The sequence below is a fragment of the Labrys okinawensis genome (assembly GCF_047345005.1).
GTDB lineage: Bacteria > Pseudomonadota > Alphaproteobacteria > Rhizobiales > Labraceae > Labrys > Labrys okinawensis.
On record NZ_CP178864.1, the window covers coordinates 2,313,923 to 2,339,290 of the forward strand.

Below are 25,368 nucleotides of genomic sequence, written 5' to 3' on the forward strand. Positions count from 1 at the left end.
ATCGGGCTGTAGGCCTTCGCGAGGAGTGGTTCGAACTGCTCCGCTCGCAATGACGATCTCGACCGACGGGAACCGAGGACCACAAGAACAACCCAGCGGGGGACCTCCATGGCTCTAGCTTCAACAACCGCCGCAAGTACTGCGCCTGCGCGGCCGGGCTTGCGTGAAAAAATGCAGGATGCCCTGCCGAAGATCGTGCTGGCGCCGAGCTTCGCCCTCATCCTGGTGTTCGTCTACGGCTTCATCCTTTGGACGATCTATCTGTCCTTCACCAATTCCAAGACCTTCCCCAGCTACGAGCTGACGGGCGGCCTGGCCTATCAACGCCTCTGGGGCTGGACCTTCGAGAGCGATCCGCCATCGAGCTGGTATTATTCGATCACCAACATGGCGGTGTTCGGTGTGCTCTATGTCGGCATCTGCATGGTGCTCGGCCTGTTCATCGCCATCCTGCTCGACCAGAGGATCCGTGGCGAAGGCATTCTGCGTCCGATCTATCTCTATCCGATGGCGCTTTCCTTCATCGTCACCGGCGTGGCCTGGAAATGGTTCCTGGACCCGGGCCTCGGCCTGGAGGCAACCCTTCATAATCTCGGCTGGACCAGTTTCCATTTCGACTGGATCAAGAATTCCAGCCGCGTGATCTACACTGTGGTCATCGCCGGCGTCTGGCAGGCCTCGGGCTTCGTCATGGCAATGTTCCTCGCGGGTCTGCGCGGGGTCGATGGCGAAATGCTGAAGGCGGCGCAGATCGACGGCGCCTCGACCTTCCAGGTCTATTGGCGCATCGTCATTCCGATCCTGCGTCCTGTCTTCCTGTCCGCCTTCATCGTGCTCGCCCATATGGCGATCAAGTCCTACGACCTTGTCGTGGCCTTGACCTCGGGAGGCCCCGGCGGCTCCGCCTGGCTGCCCTCCAACTTCATGTACGAGTACACCTTCAAGCGCAATCAGATGGCCATCGGCTCGGCGAGCGCGGTGATCATGCTGATGACCATCAGCGCGATCATCGTGCCCTATCTCTATTCCGAATTGCGGGAGAAGAAGTGATGGCCGCCGCAAGTCGCGAAACTTCGGGGCCTGTCGGCTCCAACATGGTCAGCCGCATCGTCATCTACGGGTTGCTGCTGTTCTTCGCCTTCGTCTATCTCGTGCCGCTCTTCGTCATGCTGACGACTTCGTTCAAGACGATGGACGAGATCCAGGGCGGCAACATGCTGGCCTTGCCGAGCTCGCCCACGGTCCAGCCCTGGATCAAGGCCTGGAACGAGACCTGCGTCGGCCTCACCTGCGCCGGCATCAAGGGCTATTTCTGGAACTCGATCAAGATGGTGGTGCCGGCGGTGGCGATCTCCACCATGCTCGGTGCGCTGAATGGCTATGTGCTGACCAAATGGCGCTTCCCCGGCCACAAGATCGTGTTCGCCATGATGCTGTTCGCCTGCTTCATCCCGTTCCAGTCGGTGCTGCTGCCGATGGCGACGGTGCTGGGCAAGCTCGGCATGGTCGGCAGCTTCCTGCAGTCGACCATCGGCACTTCGCTCGGCATCGGCTCTTCCACCGCAAACCTCGTCTTCGTGCATGTGGTCTACGGCCTCGGCTTCACCACGCTGTTCTTCCGCAACTACTACGAGGCGTTTCCCAACGAACTCGTGCGGGCGGCGATGGTGGATGGAGCCAGCTTCTTCCAGATCTTCCGCCGCATCCTCTTGCCGAATTCGATCCCGATCTTCGTGGTGACGGTGATCTACCAGTTCACCAATATCTGGAACGACTTCCTCTTCGCCTCCTCCTTTGCCGGCACCGGCGACGTCATGCCGATGACGGCGGCGCTGAACAATGTCGTGAACACCACGACGGGCGCGGTCGAATACAACGTCAACATGGCGGCTGCGATGATCGCGGCGCTTCCCACCCTGTTCGTCTATATCGTCGCTGGCCGCTACTTCGTGCGTGGCCTGATGGCGGGCGCTGTGAAAGGCTGACCCCATGGCATTTCTCGAAATCGACAACCTCAAGAAGCGCTATGGCGCCGTCGAGATCCTCAAGGGCATCAATCTCGATCTCGACCAGGGAGGCTTCCTCGTCCTGGTCGGCCCCTCGGGTTGCGGCAAGTCCACCTTGCTCAACACCATTGCCGGGCTCGAGAACATCTCGGAGGGCCATATCCGCGTCGCCGGCAATGCGATCAACGATCTGCACCCTTCCAAACGCGACATCGCCATGGTGTTCCAAAGCTACGCGCTCTATCCGAACATGACGGTGGGCGGGAATATCGCCTTCGGCATGGAAATGCGGGGCGTGCCCAAACCCGAGCGCGAGAAGGCGATCGAGCAGGTGGCGAAGACCCTGCAGATCGGCCACCTGCTCAGCCGCAAGCCCTCGCAGCTCTCCGGCGGCCAGCGCCAGCGCGTCGCCATGGGCCGCGCCCTGGTGCGCGACCCCAAGCTCTTCCTGTTCGACGAACCCCTGTCGAACCTCGACGCCAAACTGCGTGTCGACATGCGCGTCGAGATCAAGCGCCTGCATGCCACCACGGGCAAGACCATCGTCTATGTCACGCATGACCAGATCGAGGCGATGACGCTTGCCACCAAGATCGCGGTGCTCAAGGACGGCGAACTGCAGCAGGTCGGCACGCCAGCCGAAATCTACAACAAGCCGAACAACCTCTTCGTCGCCGACTTCATGGGCTCGCCCGCCATGAACCTGATCCAGGCCAAGACCGCCCAGGAGAATGGCCGTACGGTCCTGAAGATCCTCAACAAGAGCGGTGGAGGCGTCACCTTGCCCATGCCGGCCGGCATCGCCGCCGAACCGCTCGCCGATGGTCGCGAAGTGATCTTCGGCATCCGCCCGGAGGCGATCACCGACCAGGACGGGGCGGATCGCAATTCGCGCGCAATCGAAATGGTGAACGCCGTGGTGGATGTGGTTGAGCCGGCCGGCGCCGACACCTTCGTCGTCACCCACCTCGGCGGCAAGGAGGTTACCGCCCGCATGCGCTCGGACGCCATGGTGCAGCCGGGCCAGGAGCTGCCCTTCGCCTTCAACCTCGACAAGGCTGTGGTGTTCGACCCGGGTACGGGCAAGAGGCTGTAAGGGGCCGGACAGCCTTCCCGCTCCGCCGGGAAGGCTTTCGCGCCGCGAACGTAGCAGGAGTTCCCATGTCCTCTCCCGATATCGTCATCATCGGCGCCGGCATGGGCGGAGCAACCGTTGCGAAAGCGCTCGCGCCAAGCGGCGCTGACATCCTCATCCTCGACAAGGGTGCGCAACTGCCCGATCGGCCTGAGAACCGCGACGCGCGCGCCATCTTCCAACAGGGGTTCTTCCGCCCGAAGGAGTTCTGGTACGACAGCAAGGGCAACCCGTTCAACCCGGGCAATTACTACTGCAATGGCGGCAATTCGAAGTTCTACGGCGCGGTGCTGCTGCGCTATCGAGCCGAGGATTTCGACGGTGTCAGCCACACGGACGGCCACGCCCCGGCCTGGCCGTTTCACTACGGCGAACTTGCGCCCTTCTATGACGAAGCCGAGATGCTCTACCAAGTGCGCGGCAAGGCGGGCGAGGATCCGACCGAGCCGCCTCGCAGCGGCGACTTCGCCTTCCCGCCGGTGCCGGACGAGCGCGCCATCGCCGAGGTGCGCGAGCGGCTGCGCAAGGTCGGGCTCAAGCCCTTCTCCCTTCCGCTCGGTATCGACATCGACGCATGGCTCTCGCACGGCAAGACGCCCTGGGACGCCTTTCCCGATGCGCGCAGCGGCAAGATGGACGCCGAGACCTGTGCGCTGCTGCCCGCGCTTACCCATGCCAATGTGCGCCTTCAGAACAACGCCGACGTGAAGCGCCTGATCCTCGGCGCGGACGGCAGGCATATCGAGGCGGTGGAATATGAGCGGGACGGCGAGACCCGCCGCGCCACGCCGAAGCTCGTGGTGCTCTCGGCCGGCGCCGTGCGCTCGGCGGTGATCCTGCTGGCCTCCTCGCCCGAAGGCCTCGCCAACCGCTCAGGCATGGTCGGCCGGCACTTCATGAACCACAACCTTTCGGCGATGATCGGCATCGATCCGCGCTTCAACAACGACGCGATCTACCAGAAAACCTTCGCCGTCAACGATTTCTACCTGAGCGACGGGAAGGGCGGGCCGCCGCTCGGCAATGTCCAACTGCTCGGCCGCGTCTCCGGCCCGATCCTGAAATCGGACCTCAAGCAGGTGCCCGAGTTCATCCTCAGCGCCGTGGCTCGGAAATCCATCGACTTCCTGATCATGACGGAAGACTTGCCCGATCCGGCCAGCCGCGTCCGGCTCGACGGTGAGAAGATCGTGCTGGAATGGCGCCGCTCCAACATGACGGCGCACGAGGGGTTGAAGACGGTCATGCGCGCAAAGCTCAAACAGGCGGGCTTTCCCATCGTGCTGACGCATCTGTTCGACCGCAGGACGCCGTCCCATCAATGCGGTACCATCCGCATCGGCGCCAATCCGGCGACGGCGCCGCTCGATCCGTTCGGCCGCGCCTATGACCATCCCAATCTCTTCGTGGCCGATGCTTCCACGCTGGTCACCTCTGCCGCTGTCAATCCTTCGCTGACAGTGGCCGCCCTCTCCCTGAGGACCGCCCGGCATATTCACGAAACGGAGCTCAATGCATGACCCGTCCCGTCCTTCTCGTCACCGGCGCCCGCCGCGGCATTGGCCTTGCCATTGCGGTGGCCTTCGCCGAAGGGGGCTATGACATCGCCTTCACCGATATCGTCGACGACGATGCGGTCGACGATGCCGAGCTTGCCATCGGCGAGGCCGGCGGCGCGGCGATGTTCTTCCAGAACGATGTCGCCGATCTCTCCAGCCACCAAGCCCTGGTCGACGATGTCCTGAAGAGCTACGGCCGGCTCGACTGCTTCGTCTCCAACGCCGGCATCGCCTCGCCGGTGCGCGGCGACCTGCTCGAGCTTGCGCCCGGCAATTACGACCGGGTGATGAACGTCAATGTCCGCGGGGCGATGTTCCTGAGCCAGGTGGTGGGGCGCACCATGCTGACGCTGCCACCGCCGCAGAAGCCCACGCGCAACCGTTCCATCCTGTTCATCACCTCGGTGAGCGCCGAGATGGCTTCACCCGAGCGGGCTGATTACTGCGTCTCCAAGGCCGCGCTGTCGATGTGGGTGAAGAACCTCGCCGTGCGGCTGGCGCCTGACAGCATCCCGGTCTTCGAGATCCGCCCTGGCGTGATCCGCACCGAGATGACGGCGGCGGTCGCCTCGACATATCAGGCCCGCATCGATGACGGTCTTGTGCCGGCGCGCCGCTGGGGGGAGGGGGCCGACGTCGCCCAGATGGCCCTGGCGCTTGCAGGCAGTTCCTTCGGTTTCGCCACCGGCAGCGCCATCGCCTGCGACGGTGCCCTTTCGATTTCGAGGCTGTGATGTTTCCCGGGTGCGCGGGCATTCTGCCCGCATCTTCCTATCCATTGAACGTCGCGGTTCCAAGAGGCGGACAGGATGTCCGCGCTCCCAGGAGGCTGCCATGACCGACTACATCATCACCGGCGCCGGCCCTGCCGGCTGCGCCCTTGCGGCCCGCCTCAGCGAAGACCCGTCCGTGAAGGTCCTGCTCATCGAAGCGGGCGGGCGCGACAGCCATCCCTATTTCCACATGCCAGCCGGGTTCGCAAAGATGACCAAGGGCATCGCCAGCTGGGGCTGGTCGACGGTGCCGCAGAAGCATCTCGACAATCGCGTGCTCTGGTATACCCAGGCCAAGGTGCTCGGCGGCGGCTCCTCGATCAATGCGCAGATCTACACCCGTGGCAATTCGCGCGACTACGATATCTGGGCCTATGTGCATCGCTGCACAGGCTGGAGTTATGCGCAGGTGTTGCCCTATTTCAAGCGCGCCGAGGATAACCAGCGCTTCGCCGATACCTATCATGCCTCCGGCGGCCCGCTCGGCGTTTCCATCCCGATCAATCCGCTGCCGATCAATGAGGCCTTCATTCGCGCCGGCCAGGAATACGGCCTGCCCTACAACCCCGATTTCAATGGTGCCAGGCAGGAGGGCGTCGGCCATTACCAGGTCACCGTGCGCGATGCCAGGCGCTCCTCGGCCGCCTCGGCCTATCTGAAACCCTTGCGCGGCAAGCGGCCGAATCTCACCATTCGCACCGGCACGCTGGTGACGCGCATCCTCGTCGAGAATGGCCGCGCGGTGGGCGTCGAGGTCATCGAAAATGGCGAGAAGAGCGAGATCCGCTGCGAACGCGAGGTGATCGTCTCCTCCGGCGCCATCGGCTCGCCGCGCCTCCTGCTGCTTTCGGGCATCGGCCCGGCTGCCCATCTGAGCGAGGTCGGCGTCAAGGTGGTGCATGATCTGCCGGGTGTCGGCGAGAACCTGCAGGACCATCTCGACGTATATGTCATCGCCGAATGCACCGGCGACTACACCTATGACAACATCGTCAAGCCGCACCGCACCGCCTGGGCGGGCCTGCAATATCTCCTGTTCAAGAAGGGGCCGGTGGCCTCCACCCTGTTCGAGACGGGCGGTTTTGCCTATGCCGACAGGTCGGCGCGCTCGCCCGATATCCAGTTCCATCTCGGCTCGGGTTCCGGCATCGAAGCCGGCGTCGCCAGGCTCAAGAATGCCGGTGTGACTTTGAACTCCGCCTTCCTGCATCCGCGCTCGCGCGGCACGGTGCGCCTGAAATCGGCCGATGCGAATGACCACCCGCTGATCGACCCCAATTACTGGTCGGATCCCTATGATCGGGCGATGTCGCTGGAAGGCCTGCGCATGGCGCGGGAAATTTTCCGGCAGAAAGCATTGCAGCCCTACATCCTGGCGGAGCGCATGCCGGGGCCTGGGATCGAAAGCGAGGGCGAACTCGCCGATTATGTTTACAAGACCTGCAAGACCGATCACCATCCCGCCGGCACCTGCAAGATGGGCGTCGACGATATGGCCGTCGTGACGCCGGAGCTCAAGGTACGGGGGCTCGACGGCCTGCGCGTCTGCGATGCCTCGATCATGCCGATCGTCAATTCCTCCAACACCAATGCGCCAACGATCATGATCGGCGAAAAGGGTGCTGATATCATAGCCGGCAAAGAACCTCTCCCGGCCGTCAATCTGCAGCCGGTTCCCGAGCTGGCGCAATGAGACGCTCGCAGATCGAGGCGATCATTGAGAAGTCCCTTGCGACGATGGGCGAGCAGGGCTTTCAACTGCCCCCTTTTGCCGACTGGACACCGGCACAATGGCGCGAGAAGGCAGAGGGGACGCAGGCTCTGCGCGCGGCCGGGCTCGGCTGGAACATCGTCGAGTTCGAGAAGGACGCCTTTTTCAAGAGCGGCATTGCTGTCTTCACCCTGCGCATGGGCGACTATCGCGACCTGTCCAAAGGCCGCGGCCGACTCTATGCGGAGAAGGTCTTCGTGCTGTTCGAAGGCCAGCGCGTGCCGCATCACTATCATCGTGTGAAGACCGAAGACCTGATCAATCGCGGTGGGGGCATTCTCGGCGTCAACCTCGTGAAGGTCGATGCGGACGGCGAGCCTCTCGCTGAGGCGATCACGCTGGAGCGCAACGGCATCGAGGTCGGCGTGCCGGCCAACACCACACTGCATCTGGAGCCGGGCGAGAGCATCGTGCTGGAGCCTGGCGTTGCGCATGCCTTCATCGGCGTGGGCGAAGTGCTGTGCGGCGAGATTTCGCTCGCGAACGACGATGCCACCGACAATTATTTCCTTCAGCCGCTGCCCGCACCCTCGGCGATCGTCGAAGATGTCCCGGCCCGCCATCTCGTGCTGGCCGACTACAGGAGCCTTGCCTCATGATCCGTCACATCGTGCTCGCCAATCTGCGCAGCGATCTTTCGCCGGCAGAGAAGGAGAGCCTGTTCGCCGCGCTTGCCGGCATGAAGGAGCACATTCCCGGCATCGTGGCCTTCACCGCGGGCGCAAACAACAGCCCCGAGGGCCTCGACCGCGGCCACAGCCACGGCTTCACGGTCGACTTCGTCGATGCGGCGGCGAGGGACGCCTATCTGCCGCATCCCCATCACGTCAAGGTAGCCACGCAATTGGTGGGCGCGACGGAGGGCGGTGTCGGCGGCCTTCTCGTGCTGGATTACGAGATCTGATGCTTGGGAAATCATGTGGGGGAAGAGCGATTGGAGTGGCGATTCCCAATCGCCATTCTTTGAAACGGCTCGCATGCGGGAGAGGAAGATCGCGGTCAGAGACCGCCACTCCAAGTGCGGAGAAGGCTCCGCAATGAAAGACAGCGCCGCGTCCAAAGCCTATGTTGTCGGCACAATCGGGCTGTTGCTTGCAGGCTTCGTCCTCAACAGCCTCTACCAGGTCGGTCTCTACTCAGATGGAGCCTATTATTTCCTCGGCCTCCTGTCAGAGCGCTTCTATTTCATCTCCTCCTGGTACCGGCTGGGAGCGATTGTTCTTACGCAGACCTTCTTTCTGGCGGCGCTGCATCTCGGCGTGACCTCCATCGATATTCTCGCCGTGCTGCACTCGGCCAATCTGGTGGTGGTGCCGACACTGTGCTTTGTGGCCTCCACCTGGATCGTACGGTGGAATCCGCTTGCCCTCGTCGCCAATACGGTGGCGATCGCCTGCTGCTATGTTCCTGTGAGCTTCTATGCGGTGGGCGAGTTCAACGGGCTCTACGGCCTGTTCTGGCTGACGCTTGCGCTGCTGCTGTTCGTCGAGAGGCGGGACAGGACCCATTTCCGCCTGATCACCGGCCTCGGCCTCTTCATGGTGGCGAGCTACGAACTGACCGCCATCACCGGCCTCATCCTCGCCGCCATCTGTGCCATTCGCCGGGCGGCGGAGGCGGAGGAGGGGACACGGCGCGCTTGGAAAATCGCCATTATCGTTTTCCTCGTCGGCAGTCTCTACGGGCTGGCCGGCATCGTCTTTCCCAGGGACCCGGCCAATGCTTCGAGCTTTGGCCGGGCTCTTTTCGAGCTTTCCGAAAACCGGATACTCTTCGGCCTGTGCGGCATCACCGTCCTGAGCGCGATCGCGGCCTATTCCAGGCCGGCGCGAATCCTGGCGCTTGCTGCCGCTGCGGCGGGTATCTGGCTCTTTGTCGAGCGCCTGCACGCGCCCATCAGCACCACTGCGCTCAATCTGGGAGACCAAAGCGAGCAGCGCGCGCAGGTCTTTCCGATCCTCCTCGTGGCGACGGTGGGACTCATCGTCGCCGGTCTCCGGCCGAGCTGGCTTGCCTTCAAAGCAGGAGGGCAGGCCTGGCCGCTGTTGATTCCCCTCGCCACCGTCTTCCTCATCTATGGCAGCGACCTCTTGGCCTGGCGAGGCTTCACCCGCGACATCTGCCGGGAATTGAAATCACCAAGCGCGGACGCGTCTCAAACCGCTGCCTTCTTCGGCCAGAATCGCGTCATCCGCTATGGGTGGTACTGGAACTGGCCGGTGATCAGTGTGCTCTACCGGCCGGTGGACTCGCAGCGCATCCTGTTCGATCCGCACTATCAGGGCTGGCTCCCCTTCGACCGTCCCGAGGACGCTCCTGATATCAGCCGCTACAAGGCTGTCTCCAGCCTGTGCAATCCGTGAAGCCGGGCGGCCGTCGGTTGGGGTTCCGAGTTCGGGCAATAATGACGGCGTCCTGCCTTTCTTGACCGGAGTTCGAAACCCTTGCCCTTCTCCCCCAGGCTTGAGAGAGGCGGGGAAATGGCGTAGCAACCCTGGGGTTATCCAACCGGCGAATGGGATCTCGTGCAGGACAACCTCGTATTCTCAGTCGTTGTACCTTGCTTCAACGAAGCGGAAGTCCTGGGTGAGTTCCACCAGCGTCTTTCGGCCATCATGGCAAGGCTCGATCGCTGGGAGGTCATCTATGTCAATGATGGCAGTACCGACGATACGTTGGCTCGGCAGATCGCCCTGCATCATGAAGACGCCCATGTCGTCGTGGTCAACCTCTCTCGCAACTTCGGCAAGGAAGTCGCCACCACGGCCGGACTCGACCAGGTGCGCGGCGAGGCGGTGATCGTGATCGATGCCGACCTGCAGGACCCTCCGGAACTGATCCCCGAACTGGTCGAGGGCTGGCGCCAGGGTTTCGATACCGTCTATGCGCAGCGCCGCACGCGCACCGGCGAGAGCTGGCTCAAGATCTTCACGGCGCGGATGTTCTACCGCGTGATGCAGACCTTCACCGGGGTAACGCTGCCGCCCAACACCGGCGATTTCCGGCTGATGAGCCGCAGAGTGGTCACAGCACTGCAGGAACTGCCCGAGCATCACCGCTTCATGAAGGGGCTGTTCGCCTGGGTCGGCTATCCCAGCAAGGCCGTGCTCTATGATCGCGCGCCACGCTTTGCTGGCAAGACCAGCTGGAGCTACTGGAAGCTCTGGAGCCTAGCGCTGGAAGGCATCACCAGCTTCACCACGACGCCGCTCAAGCTCGCCACCTATATCGGCCTGATCATTTCCACTGTGGCCGGCCTCTATGGCCTCTGGATCATGGGCAAGACCATTGTCTTCGGCAGCGACCTCCCCGGCTATCCCAGCCTGATGGTGGTGGTGCTCTTCATGGGCGGCGCCCAATTGGTGTTCCTCGGCATCATCGGGGAATATCTCGGCCGAATCTTCAACGAGACCAAGAGGCGCCCCCTTTATTTCGTCGAGCGCATCCTGCGGAAGGGCGAAGAAGAGCCCTGATCGGGCAGCCGGTCGCCAAGTGGGCGAGATGAGACTTATGCTTCACCGCCTCATCTCGCCCGGCCACAGCCTCGTTCGTTACACCTCGTCCATTTTCTTGCCGCATCGATAGCGTAGCAAGGGCGGCCTCGTGCAACGGACGTCTTATGTCCGCGCTCCCAACTCCCTCTTGGCGAAGCTCGCGACTTCTGGTAATGAGAATGAACGTTCATTCTCATGCTGAGGTTTGCGGTGGGTATTGTTGGCACGTCGGCGAGCGGGGAAGCCGCCCATTCTCAGGCAGAGCCGAAGGGGCTGGACGTACGCCGCACGCGCATTCTCGATGCCTTCGAGAATTGCATCCAGCGCGCCGGCTTCCATCGCACCACCATGCAGGACGTTGCCCGCGAGGCCGGCATGAGCGCGGGCAATCTCTATCGCTACTTTCCCTCCAAGGAGGCCCTGGTCTCCGGCATGATCGGCCGTGACAGGGAGCGGTTCGGCGCCGATTTCCGCGAGGTCGCGCAATCCGAGGACGTGATGGGCTCCTTCATCGCCCTCGGCCGCAAGCATTTCACCGAAACGCCGCGAGCCCGCTGTGTCCAGTTCATGGAGATTTGGGCCGAGGCGAGCCGCAATCCGATCGTGGCCGACATGTGCAACGCCGTCGACCGCGAGATCAACGACTACATGATCGCCATTCTTGAAGCTGCCAAGACCTCGGGGCAAATCCCCGCCTCCGTCGACAGCGCCGCCACCATCACAGTGCTCTCGGCCATGGGCGACGGCTTTTTCACCCGCCGCGCGCTGGAGGCGGACTTCGACGCCTGGGAAGGTTTTCGCCTTCTGGTGAACGTCATGGACGCTCTCTTGTCGGGAAAGGTCGAACTCGATCGTCCTTTATCCAGCACCTCGAATTCTCTGGGCCCCTCGCCCGCTTCTGAAGGAAAACCCCATGTCCGCTCTTGAAAAGCAGAACCGGTCGGACCGCGACGTCGTTGAGCGTCGCCAGGGCCCCGGCTTCGAGGGAGATTCCGGCATGCCGACAATCCATCAGGCCGGGCATGGCGCAGGCAATCATGCCCACGGTGCGACGGTCGAGCATCGGCGCGCACCCTGGTACACCACCCTGGCGGTCTGGCTGGTGATCATCGTCATCGCCGCAGGCGTGCTCTATGCCCAACGCGAATCGATCGTGGCGTTGGTGAACCCGCCTGCGCAGGCGGTGGTGGTGACGAAGCCGCCCTCCATCACCGTGACCAGGGCCACGACGGGCTCCATCACCGAAAGCGTCGTCGTCACCGGCAATCTCATTGCTCGTGAGGAGATCCTGGTGTCGCCGCAGATCGATGGCTATGCCGTCGACAAAATCAATGTGGAAGAGGGCGACCGGGTCACGGAAGGCCAGGTGCTGGCGCAATTGTCGCGCACCACCATCGACACCTCGCTTGCCCAGAACGAGGCGCAATCAGCCCGCGCCGATGCCGCGATCGCGCAGGCCCGGTCGTCCATCGCCGAGGCCAGCGCCAACAAGGATCAGGCGGTCAGCGCCTTCGCACGCTCGCAGGCCCTGGTGAAGAGCGGCAACACCACAGCCGAGACACTCGACCAGCGCGAGGCCAATGCCAAGATGGCGGATGCCCGTCTGGAAGCCGCCCAACATGCCCTGACCGTGGCGCAGGCCGACAAGAAGCTCGCCGACGCCCAGCGCATGGAGTTGATGGTTCGCCTCGATCATACCCAGATCCGTGCTCCGGCGTCCGGCATCATCAGCCGCCGCACGGCCCGCATCGGTGCCGTCGCTTCGGCGGCTGGTGACCCGCTGTTCCGCATCATCCGCGACGGCGACGTCGAACTCGAGGCCGACGTGCCAGAGACGACACTGGCCCGCATGCTGCCGGACATGAAGGCTCAGGTGATCACCGCCTCGCGCAAGGAGCCTTTCCCGGCCCATGTGCGCCTGGTCTCGCCCGAGGTCAGCCCAACGACTCGCCTTGGCCGGGTGCGCATCGCCATCGACCAGGCCCCAGGCCTGACCATTGGCGCCTTTGGCCGGGCGAGCGTGCAGATCGCAAGCCATGATGGCGTCCTCGTGCCGCAATCGGCCGTGCTCTATTCCGAAGAAGGCGCGACCGTGCAGGTCGTCAAGGGCGATACGGTGTCCACCAGAGCCGTTACGCTCGGCTTGCGTACGGAAAGCCAGGCAGAGATCGTCAAGGGCGTGGAGGCGGACGACGCCATCGTCGCCACCGCCGGCACCTTCGTGCGCGACGGCGACAAGGTGACGCCCATCGACGCGGCCACCACCCCCGCTCAGGCGAAGTGAGGCGGCGATGTCCTTCAATATCTCCGCTCTTTCCATCCGCCATCCCGTTCCCTCGATCGTGCTGTTCGTAGTGTTGCTGCTGCTCGGCTGGGTCTCCTTCGAGAGCCTGCCGGTCACCAAATTCCCCAACATCGACGTGCCCGTCATCTCGGTGACGATTACCCAGCAAGGCGCCGCGCCGTCGGAACTGGAAACGCAGGTCACCCGCAAGGTCGAGGATGCCGTCTCGGCCGTCGCCGGCGTCAAGCACATCCAGTCGACGGTCACCGATTCGAGCTCGGTCGCGGCGATCGAGTTCTGGCTGGGTACCGATACCGACCGCGCCCTCAACGACGTGAAGGACGCGATCACCAAGATCCGCACCGTCCTGCCGCGCGATATCGACGAACCGGTGATCAGCCGCGTCGATGTCGAGGGGCAGTCGATCCTGACCTATTCGGCCTCCGCGCCGGGCATGACGCTGGAACAATTGTCCTGGCATGTCGACGATGTCGTCACGCGTGAGCTGCAGGGCCTGCGCGGCGTCGGCCGTATCGACCGTCTCGGTGGCGTCACCCGCGAAGTGCGCGTTGCCCTCGATCCCGACCGCCTGCTCTCGCTCGGCGTGACGGCAGCCGACGTCAATCGCCAGCTGAAGGCGACGACCGTCGACCTTTCGGGCGGCAAAGGCGACGTCGGCAACCAGGAGCAGTCGATCCGCACGCTCGCCGGCGCCCATACCATTGACGAGCTCAAGGAAACCAAGGTCACGCTACCCGGCGGCCGGCAGGTGCGCCTGAACGAGATCGCCGACGTCACCGATGCCTATGCGGACCAGAAATCGTTCGCGCGCGTCGACGGGCATGTCCCGATCGTGGCCTTCTCGGTGTTCCGCGCCAAGGGCGCCAGCGACACGGTGGTCGCCGATGCCGTGGCCAAGAAGCTCGTCGAACTGCATGCGGCCCATCCCGACGTCGCCTACGCGCTGGTCGACGATGGCGTCAAGAACACCTATGGCAATTTCAAATCGGCGATGCAGACCCTGATCGAGGGCGCCATCCTTGCCGTCATCGTGGTGCTGATCTTCCTGCGCGACTGGCGCGCCACCATCATCGCCGCCGTGGCGCTGCCGCTCTCCGCCATCCCGACCTTCTGGGCGATGAGCGCCATGGGCTTCTCGCTCAACCTGGTCAGCCTGCTGGCCATCACGCTGGTGACTGGCATCCTGGTCGACGACGCCATCGTCGAGATCGAGAACATCGTTCGGCACATGAAGATGGGCAAATCGCCCTACCGCGCCTCGATCGAGGCGGCTGACGAAATCGGCCTCGCCGTGATGGCGATTACCCTCACGATCATCGCGATCTTCACGCCGGTGAGCTTCATGGGCGGTGTCGCCGGCCAGTATTTCAAGCAGTTCGGCCTGGTGGTTGCCGCAGCGGTGTTCTTCTCGCTCCTGGTGGCGCGGTTGATAACGCCGATGATGACGGCCTATTTCCTCAGGCCCCATCTCCATGTCGAGCCGCGCGACGGCTTCATCATGCGCTTCTACACGCGCTTCCTGGGGTTCACGCTCGCGCGCTGGTGGTCGCCTTATCTGACGATCGCCGCAGGCTTTGGCCTGTTCTTCGTCTCGCTGCACCTGATGGGCTACCTGCCGCAGGGCTTCATCCCGCCGGACGATTCGGGCCGCATCGTTTACGCCGCCGAGGTTCCGCCGGGCGCAAAGCTCGAGGATACGCAGGCCAAGACCGACGAACTCGCCACGGCGATCCGCAAGATCCCTGAGGTGCAGCGTGTCTTCGTCATCGGCGGTTCCTCGCCGACGGGCCAGCTCGAGCTGCGCAAGGCAGCGATCTATGTCGAGCTCTCCAACAAGGCTGACCGCGTGCGCCACCAGTCGGAGGTCCAGAACGACATCACCGCGTTGATCGCCGGCATCCCTGACGTCCGCGCCTGGCGCGTGAACGATCGCGGCGACCGGGACGTCAACCTTGCACTGCAAGGCACCAATCCTGTCGAGCTTGAAGGGGCCGTTGCCAGGCTCGAGGGTGCCATGCGCCATGTCGAGGGCTTCAACAATGTGGCGGCCTCCACCGGTCTCGATCGACCGGAGGTGCGCATCATCCCGCGAACCGACGATGCGGCCCGTTACGGCATCACGACCGAGCAGATCTCTGAAGCCGTGCGCGTGGCGACGATCGGCGATATCGACGCCAACCTCGCCAAGTTCAACGCGGGCGATCGCCTGATCCCGATCCGTGTGCAGTTGACGGAAGCCTCGCGCGCCAGCCTCAGCCTGATCGAGGCCCTGAATCTCACGACCAGCGCCGGCGGTACCGTGCCGCTCTCGGCGGTGGCCGATGTCAAATTCGGCCAGGGCCCGTCCTCGATCGACCGCTACGACCGTGCGCGCCAGGTGAAGATCGGCGCCGATCTCCGGCCCGGCCTCGAAATCGGCGAGGCGCTGGAAAAGGCCAAGGCGCTGCCGGAAGCCAGGAACCTGCCGGCCTCGGTGAAATTCGCCTCGACAGGCGATGCCGAGATCATGGAAGAGGTCTTCTCCGGCTTCGCCATGGCGATGGGCGCGGGCCTCCTGATGGTGGCGGGCGTGCTGGTGCTGCTGCTTGGCAGCGTCTTCCACCCGATCACCATCCTGATGTCACTGCCGCTTTCGCTGCTCGGTGTCGTGCTGGCGCTCCTGGCGACGCATCATTCGATCTCGATGCCGGTGGTCATCGGCATCCTGATGCTGATGGGCATCGTGACGAAGAATGCCATCATGCTGGTGGACTTCGCAGTCGAGAGCGTCAAGCACGGCATGCATCGGCATGATGCGATCATCGATGCTGGGCGAAAGCGCGCCCGGCCCATCGTGATGACGACCATTGCCATGGTGGCCGGCATGCTCCCGACCGCTCTCGGCCATGGCGACGGTGGCGAGTTCCGCGCCCCGATGGCCATAGCGGTGATCGGCGGCCTGATCGTCTCGACACTGTTGTCGCTGGTCTTCGTGCCGTCATTCTATTCGGTGATGGACGACATCACCCGCGGCGTGTCCTTCATCTTCGGCCCGCTGGTCGGGCCAAAAGACGAACCGACGGTTGGGAAGCCGGTGCGCGAGGTTTATGAAAGACACGTCGGTAGGGGCACCGCCGCCGCGGCTGAGTGAGGACAGACAATGAACTTCATGCCCCGGCCGGAGCGCGATCCCACGCCTCGCGAAAAGGCCTATCTGAGCGCGCTGGAGGCGGGCGAGCTGCGTCCGTCGATCAGCGGCCAGGCCGGACATATGTGCCGCAGGTTCGGCTGGTGCGAGGCCGTGTACCGCCTGCCTGATGGCAGCGAGCTCCGGCGCTCGGAACTGCCGGCCCAGATGGATTCCATCGCCATCGTCAAGGCCGGCTACCGCGCCATCGGCTACTGCCTGACGGCAAGGGGCCGGGCGGCGCTGGCGAAGGGGTAGGGTGGTCCGGAGCGCGCCCAGGATCGCAGGCATCCTTGCCTGCGATTCCTTTCCTGAATGCGTCTCGTCCTGAATGCGTCTCGTTTCCAAGTGCAGGCAAGATGCCTGCGATCCCAGGAAGGCGGCCGCACCCGGCAGGCACCGAGCGCAGCCTTTCTCATTCTCAAGGCTTATTTCGTCGTTTCCCCATACAGAACCACGTCCGACGCCGGTCCGAGCAGGAAGCCCTTCACATTGCTGCGCTCGGCGGTCTGCTTGATCTCCTGGAACATGATGATGAACGGACCCTCGTCCATCACCTTCTTCTGCAGGTCCTTGTAGTCCTGCTCGCGCTTGGCGAGATCGCGTTCTTCCACCGCCGCTTCCGTCATCTTGCTGATATCGGGAATAAGCCAGGAATTGCGCCAGGCTAGCGGCTTGGTGGCGGGATTGTCGGAATTGTCGGTGTTGCGGGCAAAGCTGTCGGCGTTGGTGTGCGGATCCATATAGTCCGGGCCCCAATAGACCAGCAGCATCTGGTGCTGGCGGGCGCGATATTTCGTGAGCAGGGTCTTTTGCTCGGCCGGGATGATCGTCACCTTGACGCCGCCCTGCGCCATGCTCGCCTGGATCGACTGGGCGATGTTGATATAGGGCGAGGAATTGGCGGCATCGAGCGAGAGTTCGAGGCCGTTGGGATAGCCGGCGGCCGTCAGCAATTCCTTGGCCTTGGCGGGGTCGAACTTGTATTCCTTCTCGTCGAGCGAGGCCCAGAAGCCCGAGGGCCAGAAGGTCTGGTGTACCTGGTCCTGGCCCTTCAGGAACGAGTTGACCATGCCGTCATAGTCGACGAGGTAGTGCAGCGCCTGGCGCACGCGCACGTCGTCCAGCGGCTTGTGGGCGACGTTCAGGCCGACATAATGCAGCGTTGCCTGCGGCGATACTGAAATGGCGACATCCTTGTTGCCGCTTAGACCGGCGATCTGGTCGGGCGAGAGGTCGCGCGCAATGTCGGCGTCGCCCTTCTCGATCATCAGGCGCTGGGACGCCGGCTCCGGCACATGGCGGATGACGACGCGTTTCAGCTTTGGCTCGCCCTCGCGATAATTCGGATTGGCATCGAGCACCACGCTCTCATTGGCCTGCCAGGAGCGCAGGGAGAAGGAGCCCGAGCCGGCCGAATGCGCCTTCAACCAGGCATTGCCGAGGTCCCCGCTCTGGTCGTGCTGCATCACGGTCTGCTTCTCGACCACCGATCCGACGATGGAGGAAAGCAGGGACAGGACCAGCGAGGGCGAGAAGGGCGGTGCGATAGTGATCTGCAGCGTGGATGGATCGACCACCTTCACCATCTGGTCGACATTGTCCTTGGTCCAGCCGAGCTGCGAGATCAGGAAGGCCGGCGTCTTGTCCAGCTTGATGACCCGCTGGAGCGAGAAGGCGGCGTCCTCGGCCGTGATCGGGTCGCCCGAGGCGAATTTCATGCCCGCGCGGATCTTGAAGGTGAAGGTCTTGCCGTCCTCGCTCACCGTCCAGCTTTCGGCGACGCCGGGCTCGATCTTGGTCGGGTCCTTCGCGTCGATGCGCACGATGCGGTCATAAATATTGGCGTCGACCTCGATGCCCGACAATTCATAGGCCTCGGCTGGATCGAGGCTGATCATGTCGTCGATATTCTTGGCCATCACCAGCGTGTTGGCCGGCGTGGCCGCGAAGGCCGACGTGGATGCCAGCAGCATCGTGGTCATGACGGCGATGGCAAGTCTCGGTCTGAAGTGCAGCATGCTCGGTTCTCCTGCGGAGGGTATTCTTGTCGGACAAACTCCAGCATCACAGTGCGTTTCGAGGCGGAATGCAAGGAGTAGGGTAGGGAGTGTCGATCACTGATCGACATTCCTGGAAACGATACGCCTGGCGATGAGGAAGAGGGGCGATCGGTGATCGCCCCTCCGCATTCGGCGCGCCTTCATGTCAAGCCGCGCTGGTTCTCCGATATCCCTGGCTCATGGCGATCAGGTCGAGTGTGTAGGCTTCCCTGGCTTCACCCTTGCGCAGGTTCTCGACATCGAGGACTTCGAGGAGCCGACCCCCGCGCATGACGCCGACCCGGGCGCAGAGATGCGCGACGACGGCGAGGTCATGGCTCACCAGGATGGAGGTGAGGCCCCGCTCTGCGCGCAGCCGGACGAGCAGGTTGAGAATCTCCGCCTGTACGGAGACATCGAGAGCGGAGGTCGGCTCGTCGAGCAGCAGGATGGCCGGCGCCAGAATGAGGGCGCGGGCGATGGCCACGCGCTGGCGCTGGCCGCCGGAGAGCTGGTGCGGAAAGCGATAGCGGTATTGCGGCGAGAGATCGACGGCCGCGAGTACTTCCGCGACGCGCAGTTCCGGCCGATCCAAGCCCTGGATCTCCAGGGGTTCGCGCAACTGCCTGTCCACGGTCTGGCGCGGATGCAGCGAGGCATAGGGATCCTGGAAGACCAGCTGCTGCATGCGCCGGTCAGCCGGGCTGCGCCTGGAGGTGAGCGTCCTACCTTCAATGGCGATGCTGCCTGCCGAGGCTTCGACCAGACCGGCGATAGCGCGCAGCACGGTAGATTTGCCAGAGCCGGATTCACCAACGATGCCGAAGCTCTCGCCGGCCGCCACCGAGAATGAGACGTCGCGGACCGCCGTCGTCAGGCCGCCAGCGACGCGAAAGGTCACCGACAGGCCCCTTATGTCGATCATGGGTGCGCTTGCGGTCATGCCAGCCACGCCGGGTCGCGGCGGACCACGCTCAATTGGGGCCTGGGATGGGCAAGATCCGGCACCGAGGCGAGCAGGGCTTTCGTATAGGGGTGTTTGGCGGCGCCAAGGTTCCGGGCGTCGAGCGACTCCATCACCTTGCCGCCATACATTACCAGCACCCGGTCGCAGAAACTGGAGACGACGGCGAGGTTGTGGCTGATGAAGATGAGACCCATGCCGCGCTCTGCCACCAGGCGGTCGAGGATGGCGAGGACGCTGTTTTGCACGCTGACGTCGAGGGCAGAGGTCGCTTCGTCCGCAATGAGGATTTCGGGTTCGGCCACCAGCATCATGGCGATCATCACGCGCTGGCCCATGCCGCCCGAAAGCTGGTGAGGATAGAAGTCGAGCACCCGTTCGGGATCGCGGATCTGCACGGCCTCGAGCATGGCGAGCGCGCGACGTCGCGCTTCGCCAGCCGAGGCGCGGCGATGCAGGCGATAGGCCTCGGCGATCTGGCTGCCGACCCGCATGATCGGATTGAGCGAATATTTCGGGTCCTGCATGATCATCGCCATGCGGCTGCCACGGATGTCGCGCCACTCGCTGCCAGACAGGGTGCGCAGGTCCTTGCCCTGCAGGGCGATGCGGTCGGCGGTGACGCTGGCGGGTGGTCCGAGCAGGCCGAGAAGGGCGCGGCCGGTCGTCGATTTGCCCGAACCGGATTCGCCGACGATGCCCAGCCGTTCCCGCCCGAGTGTGAAGCTGACGCCCCGCACGGCCTGGATCACGCGGCCACGCGCGGGAAAGCTCACCGACAGGTTCCGGATATCGAGAAGGGGCTCTTCCGCCTTGCCGCTCATCCCGCGCTCCTGGGATCGAACACGTCGCGCAGCCCGTCGCCCAGAAGGTTGAAGCCGAGACTGACGATGAAGATGGCCAGGCCCGGATTGGTCGCCACCCACCATTGATCGAGCACGAGGCTGCGGCCCGAAGCGACCATGGCGCCCCATTCGGCGATGGGCGGCTGCGCGCCGAGGCCGAGGAAGCCGAGCCCGGCGGCGATGATGATGATACCGGCCATGTCGAGCGTGAGGCGGACGATCACCGAGGAGAGGCAGAGCGGCACGACATGGCGCAGGAGGATCCGGGCGGTCGAGCCGCCCTGCAGCTTGATGGCGGCGATGAAGTCGGAGCGGGCGATCGAGGCGGTTTCTGCCCGCGCGAGGCGCGCATAGGGCGGCCAGGCCGTCAGCGAGATGGCGATCACAGCGTTGACGATGCCGGGCCCCAGCGCTGCCGCGAAGGCGAGCGCCAGCACAAGGCTTGGGAAGGCGAGGAAGATGTCCGTGATGCGCATCAGGACCGTATCGGTGATGCCGCGGAGAAAGCCTGAGACGGTGCCGACCAGCAGACCGAGCGGCACGACGATGACTGCTACCAGCGCCACGATGGTCAGCGTCACCCGCGCGCCATAGACAGTGCGTGCGAAGATGTCGCGACCCAATTCATCCGTGCCGAACCAGTGGACGGCGCCGGGCGGGGCGAGGCGGCCGGCCAGGTCCTGTTCGATCGGCGAGATGCCCCAGGCGATCAGCGGGGCGAACAGCGCCATCAGGATCAGCAGTACGACGACGACAAGCCCGGTAAAGGCCAGCGGATTGCGCAGAAGTGCTGCGAGCACGCGCCAGGTACCGCCCAGCCGCGCCTGCAGCGGCGAAGACGGCGATTCGGCGGTGAGCCAGGCATGCCAGCCCGGCCGTGTCTCGTTCACACTGAGGTTGCTCATGTCCCCCTCAACCGCGGATCGACCAGCTTGTAGAGGAAGTCGCAGGTCAGGTTGATGGCGATGAACATGGTGCCGACCACGAGCGTGCCGCCGAGCACCGCATTCATGTCGGCATTGAACAGCGATTGCGTGATGTAGAGGCCGAGGCCCGGCCAGGCGAACACCGTTTCGGTGAGCACCGCGCCCTCCAGCAGCGTGGCATAGCTGAGGCCGATAACGGTGATCAGCGGTACCAGGATGTTGGGAAAGGCGTGCCGCCAGACCGCGCCCCAATAGGAACGGCCCTTCACCTGCGCGACGGTTACGTATTCCTGGCTGATCTGGGAGATCATGAAACTGCGGGTCATGCGTGCGATATAGGCGAGCGAGAGATAGCCGAGGATGGCCCCGGGCAGGACGAGATGCTGGGCGGCGCTCCAGAAGGTATCCCATTCGCCGGCCAGCGCGCTGTCGATGAGCACGAAGCCGGTTACTGGTTCGACGATTCCCTCGAAGGCGACATCGATGCGCCCGGGACCGGCGACCCAGCCGAGCTTGCCGTAGAACAGCGCGAGCCCTACGAGGCCGAGCCAGAACACCGGCATCGAATAGCCGAACAGGCCGACGATACGCACGAAGTGATCGGGCCATCGCCCGCGCGTGGCGCCGGCGACTACGCCGGCCGGCACACCGAGCGCCACGCCGATCACGGTGGCGACGGTCGAAAGCTCGATGGTGGCCGGGAAGAAATGCAGGAGGTCCGACAGTACCGGGTTCGAAGTGATCACCGAGGTGCCGAGATCGCCATGCAGGACCTTGTTGAGATAGATGAGAAACTGCTCCGGGATGGGCTTGTCCAGACCCATGGCAAGGCGCGTCCGGTCATAGATATCGCGCGGCGCATGGTCGCCGACCACGGCGAGCACGGGATCGGTGGGGATGAAGCGGCCGATGCAGAAGGTGACGAGGCTGAGGCCGAGCAGGCTCAGCACCACAGAGGAGACGAAGGTCACGCAGGTGCGAAACAGGCGGTAGCCCAGGCTGTGCGCAACGAAAGGCTGGTCGTCGGGCGGCCCATCGGTGGCGCTCGCAGAGGCTTGGCTCATGCCGATCGAATGCCTCCCAAGCTGGACGTTTCCGTCATGCGCAAATGCTTCCGATTATACCGCCGACCACGCCGCGCATCTTCGAACGGTATGCCGGCAAACTCAAGGGGAGAAGCAAGGAGCGCGCCACCCCCGACTTCCCCCTTATAGCCAGTTCCTCCAGCGGAAAATGAAATAGGGCGCGACGGCGACGATTACCATCAGGGCGAGCGCCATCGGGTAGCCATAGTCCCATTTGAGTTCGGGCATATGCTCGAAATTCATGCCGTAGACAGAGGCAACCAGGGTCGGCGGCATGAAGATCACCGCCATCACCGAGAACAGCTTGATTATGTTGTTCTGCTCCAGATTGACCAGGCCAAGCGTGGCGTCGAGCAGGAACTGGATCTTGCTGGACTGGAAGCTGGCATGTTCTTCGAGCGACTGGAGGTCGCGCAGGGTCGCCTTCACTTCCTCGCGCAATCCGCTCGGGATATGGGCGGCCTTCAGCCCAGCCGAGAAGGAGAGCAGCACGCGCTCGATCGACACCAGGCTCTCACGCAGTTTGGAGATGATGTCGCCGTGGCGGCCGAGGCCGCGCAGCGTGCGTTGCAGCGTGGTGTTGCGGTCGCCCTGCTTCACGTTTTCCTTGAAGACATCCCGCGAGAGCGCGTCGAGGCGGTCGCCGGTATTCTGCAGGAGCTCGGCGCAGCGCTCGATGATGGCATCGATCAGGCCGGCCATGATGGCCTCGGCCGTGCCGCTGCAGCCGCCGGGCTTGGTGGCATGGCCGACGAATTTCGAAAAGGCCCTGGGATCACAGTAGCGCACCGTCACCAGGACCTGGCCGGCGAGGATGAAGGTCACCGCCGATATCTCGGGGTCGCTGGTGTCGTTCTTGATCAGCAGCCGCATGGTCATGTAGCGGGTGCCGTTCTCCGTCCAAAGGAGTTCGGACGGCTCGATATCGTCCATGTCCTCATGGGTGGGAATGGAGATGCCTAGCAGCGCCTCGACCTGCTGGTCCTCCTCCTTGGTTGGCTCGTAGAGGTCGATCCACAGGACATCGCCCGCGAGCGTCTCGTCCGGCTGCAAGAGATGGGGCAGGAGCCTGTCCTTGTTGTCGGGGCAGAGGCGATGGGTAATGATCATGGGTGTCGGTTTCCGGTCATGGCCCGCAGGCTATGAGCTGTAGATGTCGGCCATAAGTATATTGGTACCGGGTCATCCTTCCAGTTCTTCCCGCAGCATCTCCAAGGCCAGCCATTCCTCCTCTGCCTTCGCCTTGTCGGCCTCGACCTTCGCCAGATCGTGACTGAACTGGCCGAACTTCTTGGAATCCTTGGCGAACAGGGCGGGATCGGCCAGGCGCTCATGCAGGGAGGCGGCCTTGGCGGCAAGCTCGTCGATCTTCTTCGGCAGGGTTTCCAGTGCGTGCTTTTCCTTGAAGGAGAGCTTGCGCTTGGCTGCGCGCTCCGGCGGGGCGGCGGGGAGGGCCGTGCTCTCCTTCGACGCCTCGGCTTTTTCCGCGACCTTGCGGGCGACTCCGGCACCGCGCTGGGCCACCATGTCGGAATAGCCGCCTGCATATTCGGTCCAGCGCCCGTCGCCCTCACTCATCAGGATGGAGGTGGCGACGCGGTCGAGGAAGTCGCGGTCGTGGCTGATGACGATGGCGGTGCCCTGGTAGTCGCCGATCATCTCCTGCAGGAGGTCGAGGGTTTCGAGGTCGAGATCGTTGGTGGGTTCGTCCAGCACCAAAAGGTTGGAGGGTTTGGCGAGCGCGCGCGCCAGCATCAGGCGGCCACGTTCGCCGCCAGAGAGCACCGAGACGGGCGTGCGGGCCTGCTCGGGCGAGAACAGGAAGTCGCGCATGTAGCCGACCACATGCTTGCGCTCGCCGCCGACCTCGACATAGTCGGAACCGCCGCCCGTCAGGGTGTCGGAGAGTGTGGTCTCGGGATCGAGGCTTTCGCGGCGCTGGTCGAGCGTCACCATCTCGAGGCTGGCACCGAGCTTCACCTTGCCGCTGTCGGGCGGGATCACCCCGGTGAGCAGGTTGAGCAGCGTGGTCTTGCCGGCGCCGTTCGGGCCGACGATGCCGATCCGGTCGCCGCGGGCGACACGAATCGAGAAATCCTTGACGATCGGCGGGCCGCCCCAGTCCTTGTTGACGCCGACGGCCTCGATGACGAGCTTGCCGCTCTCCTCGCCCTCGGTAAGCGTCATCCTCACCGTGCCGGCGACGCGGCGGGCGTCGCGTCGCTCCTGGCGCAGGGCGGCGAGATTGGCCATGCGGCGGACATTGCGCTTGCGCCGCGCCGTCACGCCGTAGCGCACCCAGTGCTCCTCGGCGACGATCTTGCGGTCGAGCTTCTGGCGGTCGCGCTCTTCCTCTTCCAGCACCTGGTCGCGCCATTCCTCGAAAAAGGCAAAGCCGCGATCCATGCGGCGCGTTACGCCGCGATCGAGCCAGATGGTGGCGCGCGAGAGATTTTCGAGGAAGCGCCGATCATGGCTGATCAGCACCAGGGCGGAACGCAGCGAGCCGATCTCCTTTTCCAGCCATTCGATGGCGGGCAGGTCGAGATGGTTCGTCGGCTCGTCCAGCAGCAGGATGTCGGGCTCCGGCGCCAGCACGCGCGCGAGGGCGGCGCGGCGGGCCTCGCCGCCAGAAAGATTGGCTGGATTCTCAACGCCCGTCAGGCCGAGCTCATTGAGGAGGTAGGCGGCGCGATAGGGCTCGTCGCCGGGGCCGAGGCCTGCCTCAACATAGGCGAGCGTGGTGGCATAGCCGGTGAGATCGGGCTCCTGCGGCAGATAGCGCACCGTGGCGCCGGGATGGACGAAGCGTTCGCCCTTGTCGGCCTCGATCAGGCCGGCGGCGATCTTGAGGAGCGTCGATTTGCCCGAGCCGTTGCGGCCCACCAGGCAGAGCCGCTCGCCGGGCGCAATCGAGATATCGGCGCCCTCAAGCGTCGGCGTGCCGCCGAAGGTGAGGTGGATGTCCCGCAGGAAGAGTAGAGGAGGAGCCATGCGCGCCTTGTGACGGCGGGCGCGGAGGCGGTCAAGCCTTTTGCAGCGCAGCTCCTTGCGTCCGATGGGCAGAAGCTGATTGCTGCTGCCGAGGCAGGAGAGCCATACGTCAGTTTTGCACCTTCATCTTTCGGACGGCGTCGGTTCGGGCTTCATTCCTTTATCGCTCGTGTCACGCCGAGCGGCTTATGAAAGTAAGGTTAACGACTATGCTTTCACGAAACCGCGATGCAAAGAAATGTGAAACGTTGCAGCAAAACAACAGCCGAACAGGCTAGTCTTGCTTATTGTATGCGTCGGTTC

General features: G+C 63.9%; 21 protein-coding genes. 14 read left to right on the forward strand and 7 right to left on the reverse strand.

The window, feature by feature from the left end:
* The first annotated feature begins 108 nt into the window (after window positions 1-108).
* The 14 genes from ACMDCR_RS10890 to ACMDCR_RS10955 all read left to right on the forward strand — a co-directional run bounded on the left by ACMDCR_RS10890 (window position 109) and on the right by ACMDCR_RS10955 (window position 16,467).
* Window positions 109-1,050 carry a carbohydrate ABC transporter permease gene (locus ACMDCR_RS10890; RefSeq protein WP_413992542.1) on the forward strand — a complete coding sequence of 314 codons (942 nt, stop codon included), beginning with the start codon at window positions 109-111 and terminating at the stop codon, window positions 1,048-1,050.
* On the forward strand, window positions 1,050-1,985 hold the full coding sequence (locus ACMDCR_RS10895) for a carbohydrate ABC transporter permease (RefSeq protein ID WP_413992543.1): 936 nt from the start codon (window positions 1,050-1,052) through the stop codon (window positions 1,983-1,985). Before ACMDCR_RS10890 ends, ACMDCR_RS10895 begins: the two co-directional genes overlap by 1 nt.
* Before the next feature lie 4 nt (window positions 1,986-1,989).
* Window positions 1,990-3,102 carry an ABC transporter ATP-binding protein gene (locus ACMDCR_RS10900; RefSeq protein WP_413992544.1) on the forward strand — a complete coding sequence of 371 codons (1,113 nt, stop codon included), beginning with the start codon at window positions 1,990-1,992 and terminating at the stop codon, window positions 3,100-3,102.
* Window positions 3,103-3,167: 65 nt separating this feature from the next.
* Window positions 3,168-4,661, forward strand: coding sequence for an FAD-dependent oxidoreductase (locus ACMDCR_RS10905; protein WP_413992545.1), 1,494 nt, complete (start codon window positions 3,168-3,170; stop codon window positions 4,659-4,661).
* Window positions 4,658-5,434, forward strand: a complete 777-nt coding sequence (locus tag ACMDCR_RS10910) for a 3-ketoacyl-ACP reductase (protein WP_413992546.1) — start codon at window positions 4,658-4,660, stop codon at window positions 5,432-5,434. The genes ACMDCR_RS10905 and ACMDCR_RS10910 overlap by 4 nt, the downstream gene beginning before the upstream one ends.
* A gap of 100 nt (window positions 5,435-5,534) precedes the next feature.
* Window positions 5,535-7,166, forward strand: a complete 1,632-nt coding sequence (locus tag ACMDCR_RS10915) for a GMC family oxidoreductase (protein WP_413992547.1) — start codon at window positions 5,535-5,537, stop codon at window positions 7,164-7,166.
* Complete coding sequence (locus ACMDCR_RS10920; RefSeq protein WP_413992548.1) at window positions 7,163-7,843, forward strand: D-lyxose/D-mannose family sugar isomerase; 681 nt, start codon at window positions 7,163-7,165, stop codon at window positions 7,841-7,843. The genes ACMDCR_RS10915 and ACMDCR_RS10920 overlap by 4 nt, the downstream gene beginning before the upstream one ends.
* Window positions 7,840-8,148 (forward strand): Dabb family protein, encoded by a 309-nt coding sequence (locus ACMDCR_RS10925; protein WP_413992549.1) that lies wholly within the window; start codon window positions 7,840-7,842, stop codon window positions 8,146-8,148. The genes ACMDCR_RS10920 and ACMDCR_RS10925 overlap by 4 nt, the downstream gene beginning before the upstream one ends.
* A 133-nt stretch (window positions 8,149-8,281) precedes the next feature.
* Entirely contained in the window at window positions 8,282-9,607 is a 1,326-nt protein-coding gene (locus tag ACMDCR_RS10930; RefSeq protein ID WP_413992550.1) for a hypothetical protein, read from the forward strand.
* A 162-nt stretch (window positions 9,608-9,769) separates the two neighbouring features.
* Window positions 9,770-10,717 (forward strand): glycosyltransferase family 2 protein, encoded by a 948-nt coding sequence (locus ACMDCR_RS10935; protein WP_413992551.1) that lies wholly within the window; start codon window positions 9,770-9,772, stop codon window positions 10,715-10,717.
* A 216-nt stretch (window positions 10,718-10,933) separates the two neighbouring features.
* Window positions 10,934-11,665, forward strand: coding sequence for a TetR/AcrR family transcriptional regulator (locus ACMDCR_RS10940; protein WP_413992552.1), 732 nt, complete (start codon window positions 10,934-10,936; stop codon window positions 11,663-11,665).
* Window positions 11,652-13,022, forward strand: coding sequence for an efflux RND transporter periplasmic adaptor subunit (locus ACMDCR_RS10945; RefSeq protein WP_413992553.1), 1,371 nt, complete (start codon window positions 11,652-11,654; stop codon window positions 13,020-13,022). Before ACMDCR_RS10940 ends, ACMDCR_RS10945 begins: the two co-directional genes overlap by 14 nt.
* Before the next feature lie 7 nt (window positions 13,023-13,029).
* Entirely contained in the window at window positions 13,030-16,173 is a 3,144-nt protein-coding gene (locus ACMDCR_RS10950; RefSeq protein ID WP_413992554.1) for an efflux RND transporter permease subunit, read from the forward strand.
* Between the two features lie 9 nt (window positions 16,174-16,182).
* Complete coding sequence (locus ACMDCR_RS10955; protein ID WP_413992555.1) at window positions 16,183-16,467, forward strand: hypothetical protein; 285 nt, start codon at window positions 16,183-16,185, stop codon at window positions 16,465-16,467.
* 170 nt (window positions 16,468-16,637) lie between these two features.
* Here ACMDCR_RS10955 and ACMDCR_RS10960 read toward each other — a convergent pair whose 3' ends face one another.
* The 7 genes from ACMDCR_RS10960 to ACMDCR_RS10990 all read right to left on the reverse strand — a co-directional run bounded on the left by ACMDCR_RS10960 (window position 16,638) and on the right by ACMDCR_RS10990 (window position 25,065).
* Complete coding sequence (locus ACMDCR_RS10960) at window positions 16,638-18,230, reverse strand: ABC transporter substrate-binding protein (protein WP_413992556.1); 1,593 nt, start codon at window positions 18,228-18,230, stop codon at window positions 16,638-16,640.
* Window positions 18,231-18,417: 187 nt separating this feature from the next.
* Window positions 18,418-19,194, reverse strand: coding sequence for an ABC transporter ATP-binding protein (locus ACMDCR_RS10965; RefSeq protein ID WP_413992557.1), 777 nt, complete (start codon window positions 19,192-19,194; stop codon window positions 18,418-18,420).
* On the reverse strand, window positions 19,191-20,039 hold the full coding sequence (locus tag ACMDCR_RS10970) for an ABC transporter ATP-binding protein (RefSeq protein WP_413992558.1): 849 nt from the start codon (window positions 20,037-20,039) through the stop codon (window positions 19,191-19,193). The genes ACMDCR_RS10965 and ACMDCR_RS10970 overlap by 4 nt, the downstream gene beginning before the upstream one ends.
* Entirely contained in the window at window positions 20,036-20,965 is a 930-nt protein-coding gene (locus tag ACMDCR_RS10975) for an ABC transporter permease (protein ID WP_413992559.1), read from the reverse strand. Before ACMDCR_RS10975 ends, ACMDCR_RS10970 begins: the two co-directional genes overlap by 4 nt.
* On the reverse strand, window positions 20,962-22,050 hold the full coding sequence (locus ACMDCR_RS10980) for an ABC transporter permease (RefSeq protein ID WP_413992560.1): 1,089 nt from the start codon (window positions 22,048-22,050) through the stop codon (window positions 20,962-20,964). The genes ACMDCR_RS10975 and ACMDCR_RS10980 overlap by 4 nt, the downstream gene beginning before the upstream one ends.
* Before the next feature lie 144 nt (window positions 22,051-22,194).
* Complete coding sequence (gene corA, locus ACMDCR_RS10985; protein WP_413992561.1) at window positions 22,195-23,181, reverse strand: magnesium/cobalt transporter CorA; 987 nt, start codon at window positions 23,179-23,181, stop codon at window positions 22,195-22,197.
* 72 nt (window positions 23,182-23,253) lie between these two features.
* Window positions 23,254-25,065 (reverse strand): ABC-F family ATP-binding cassette domain-containing protein, encoded by a 1,812-nt coding sequence (locus ACMDCR_RS10990; protein ID WP_413992562.1) that lies wholly within the window; start codon window positions 25,063-25,065, stop codon window positions 23,254-23,256.
* Window positions 25,066-25,368: the final 303 nt, after the last annotated feature.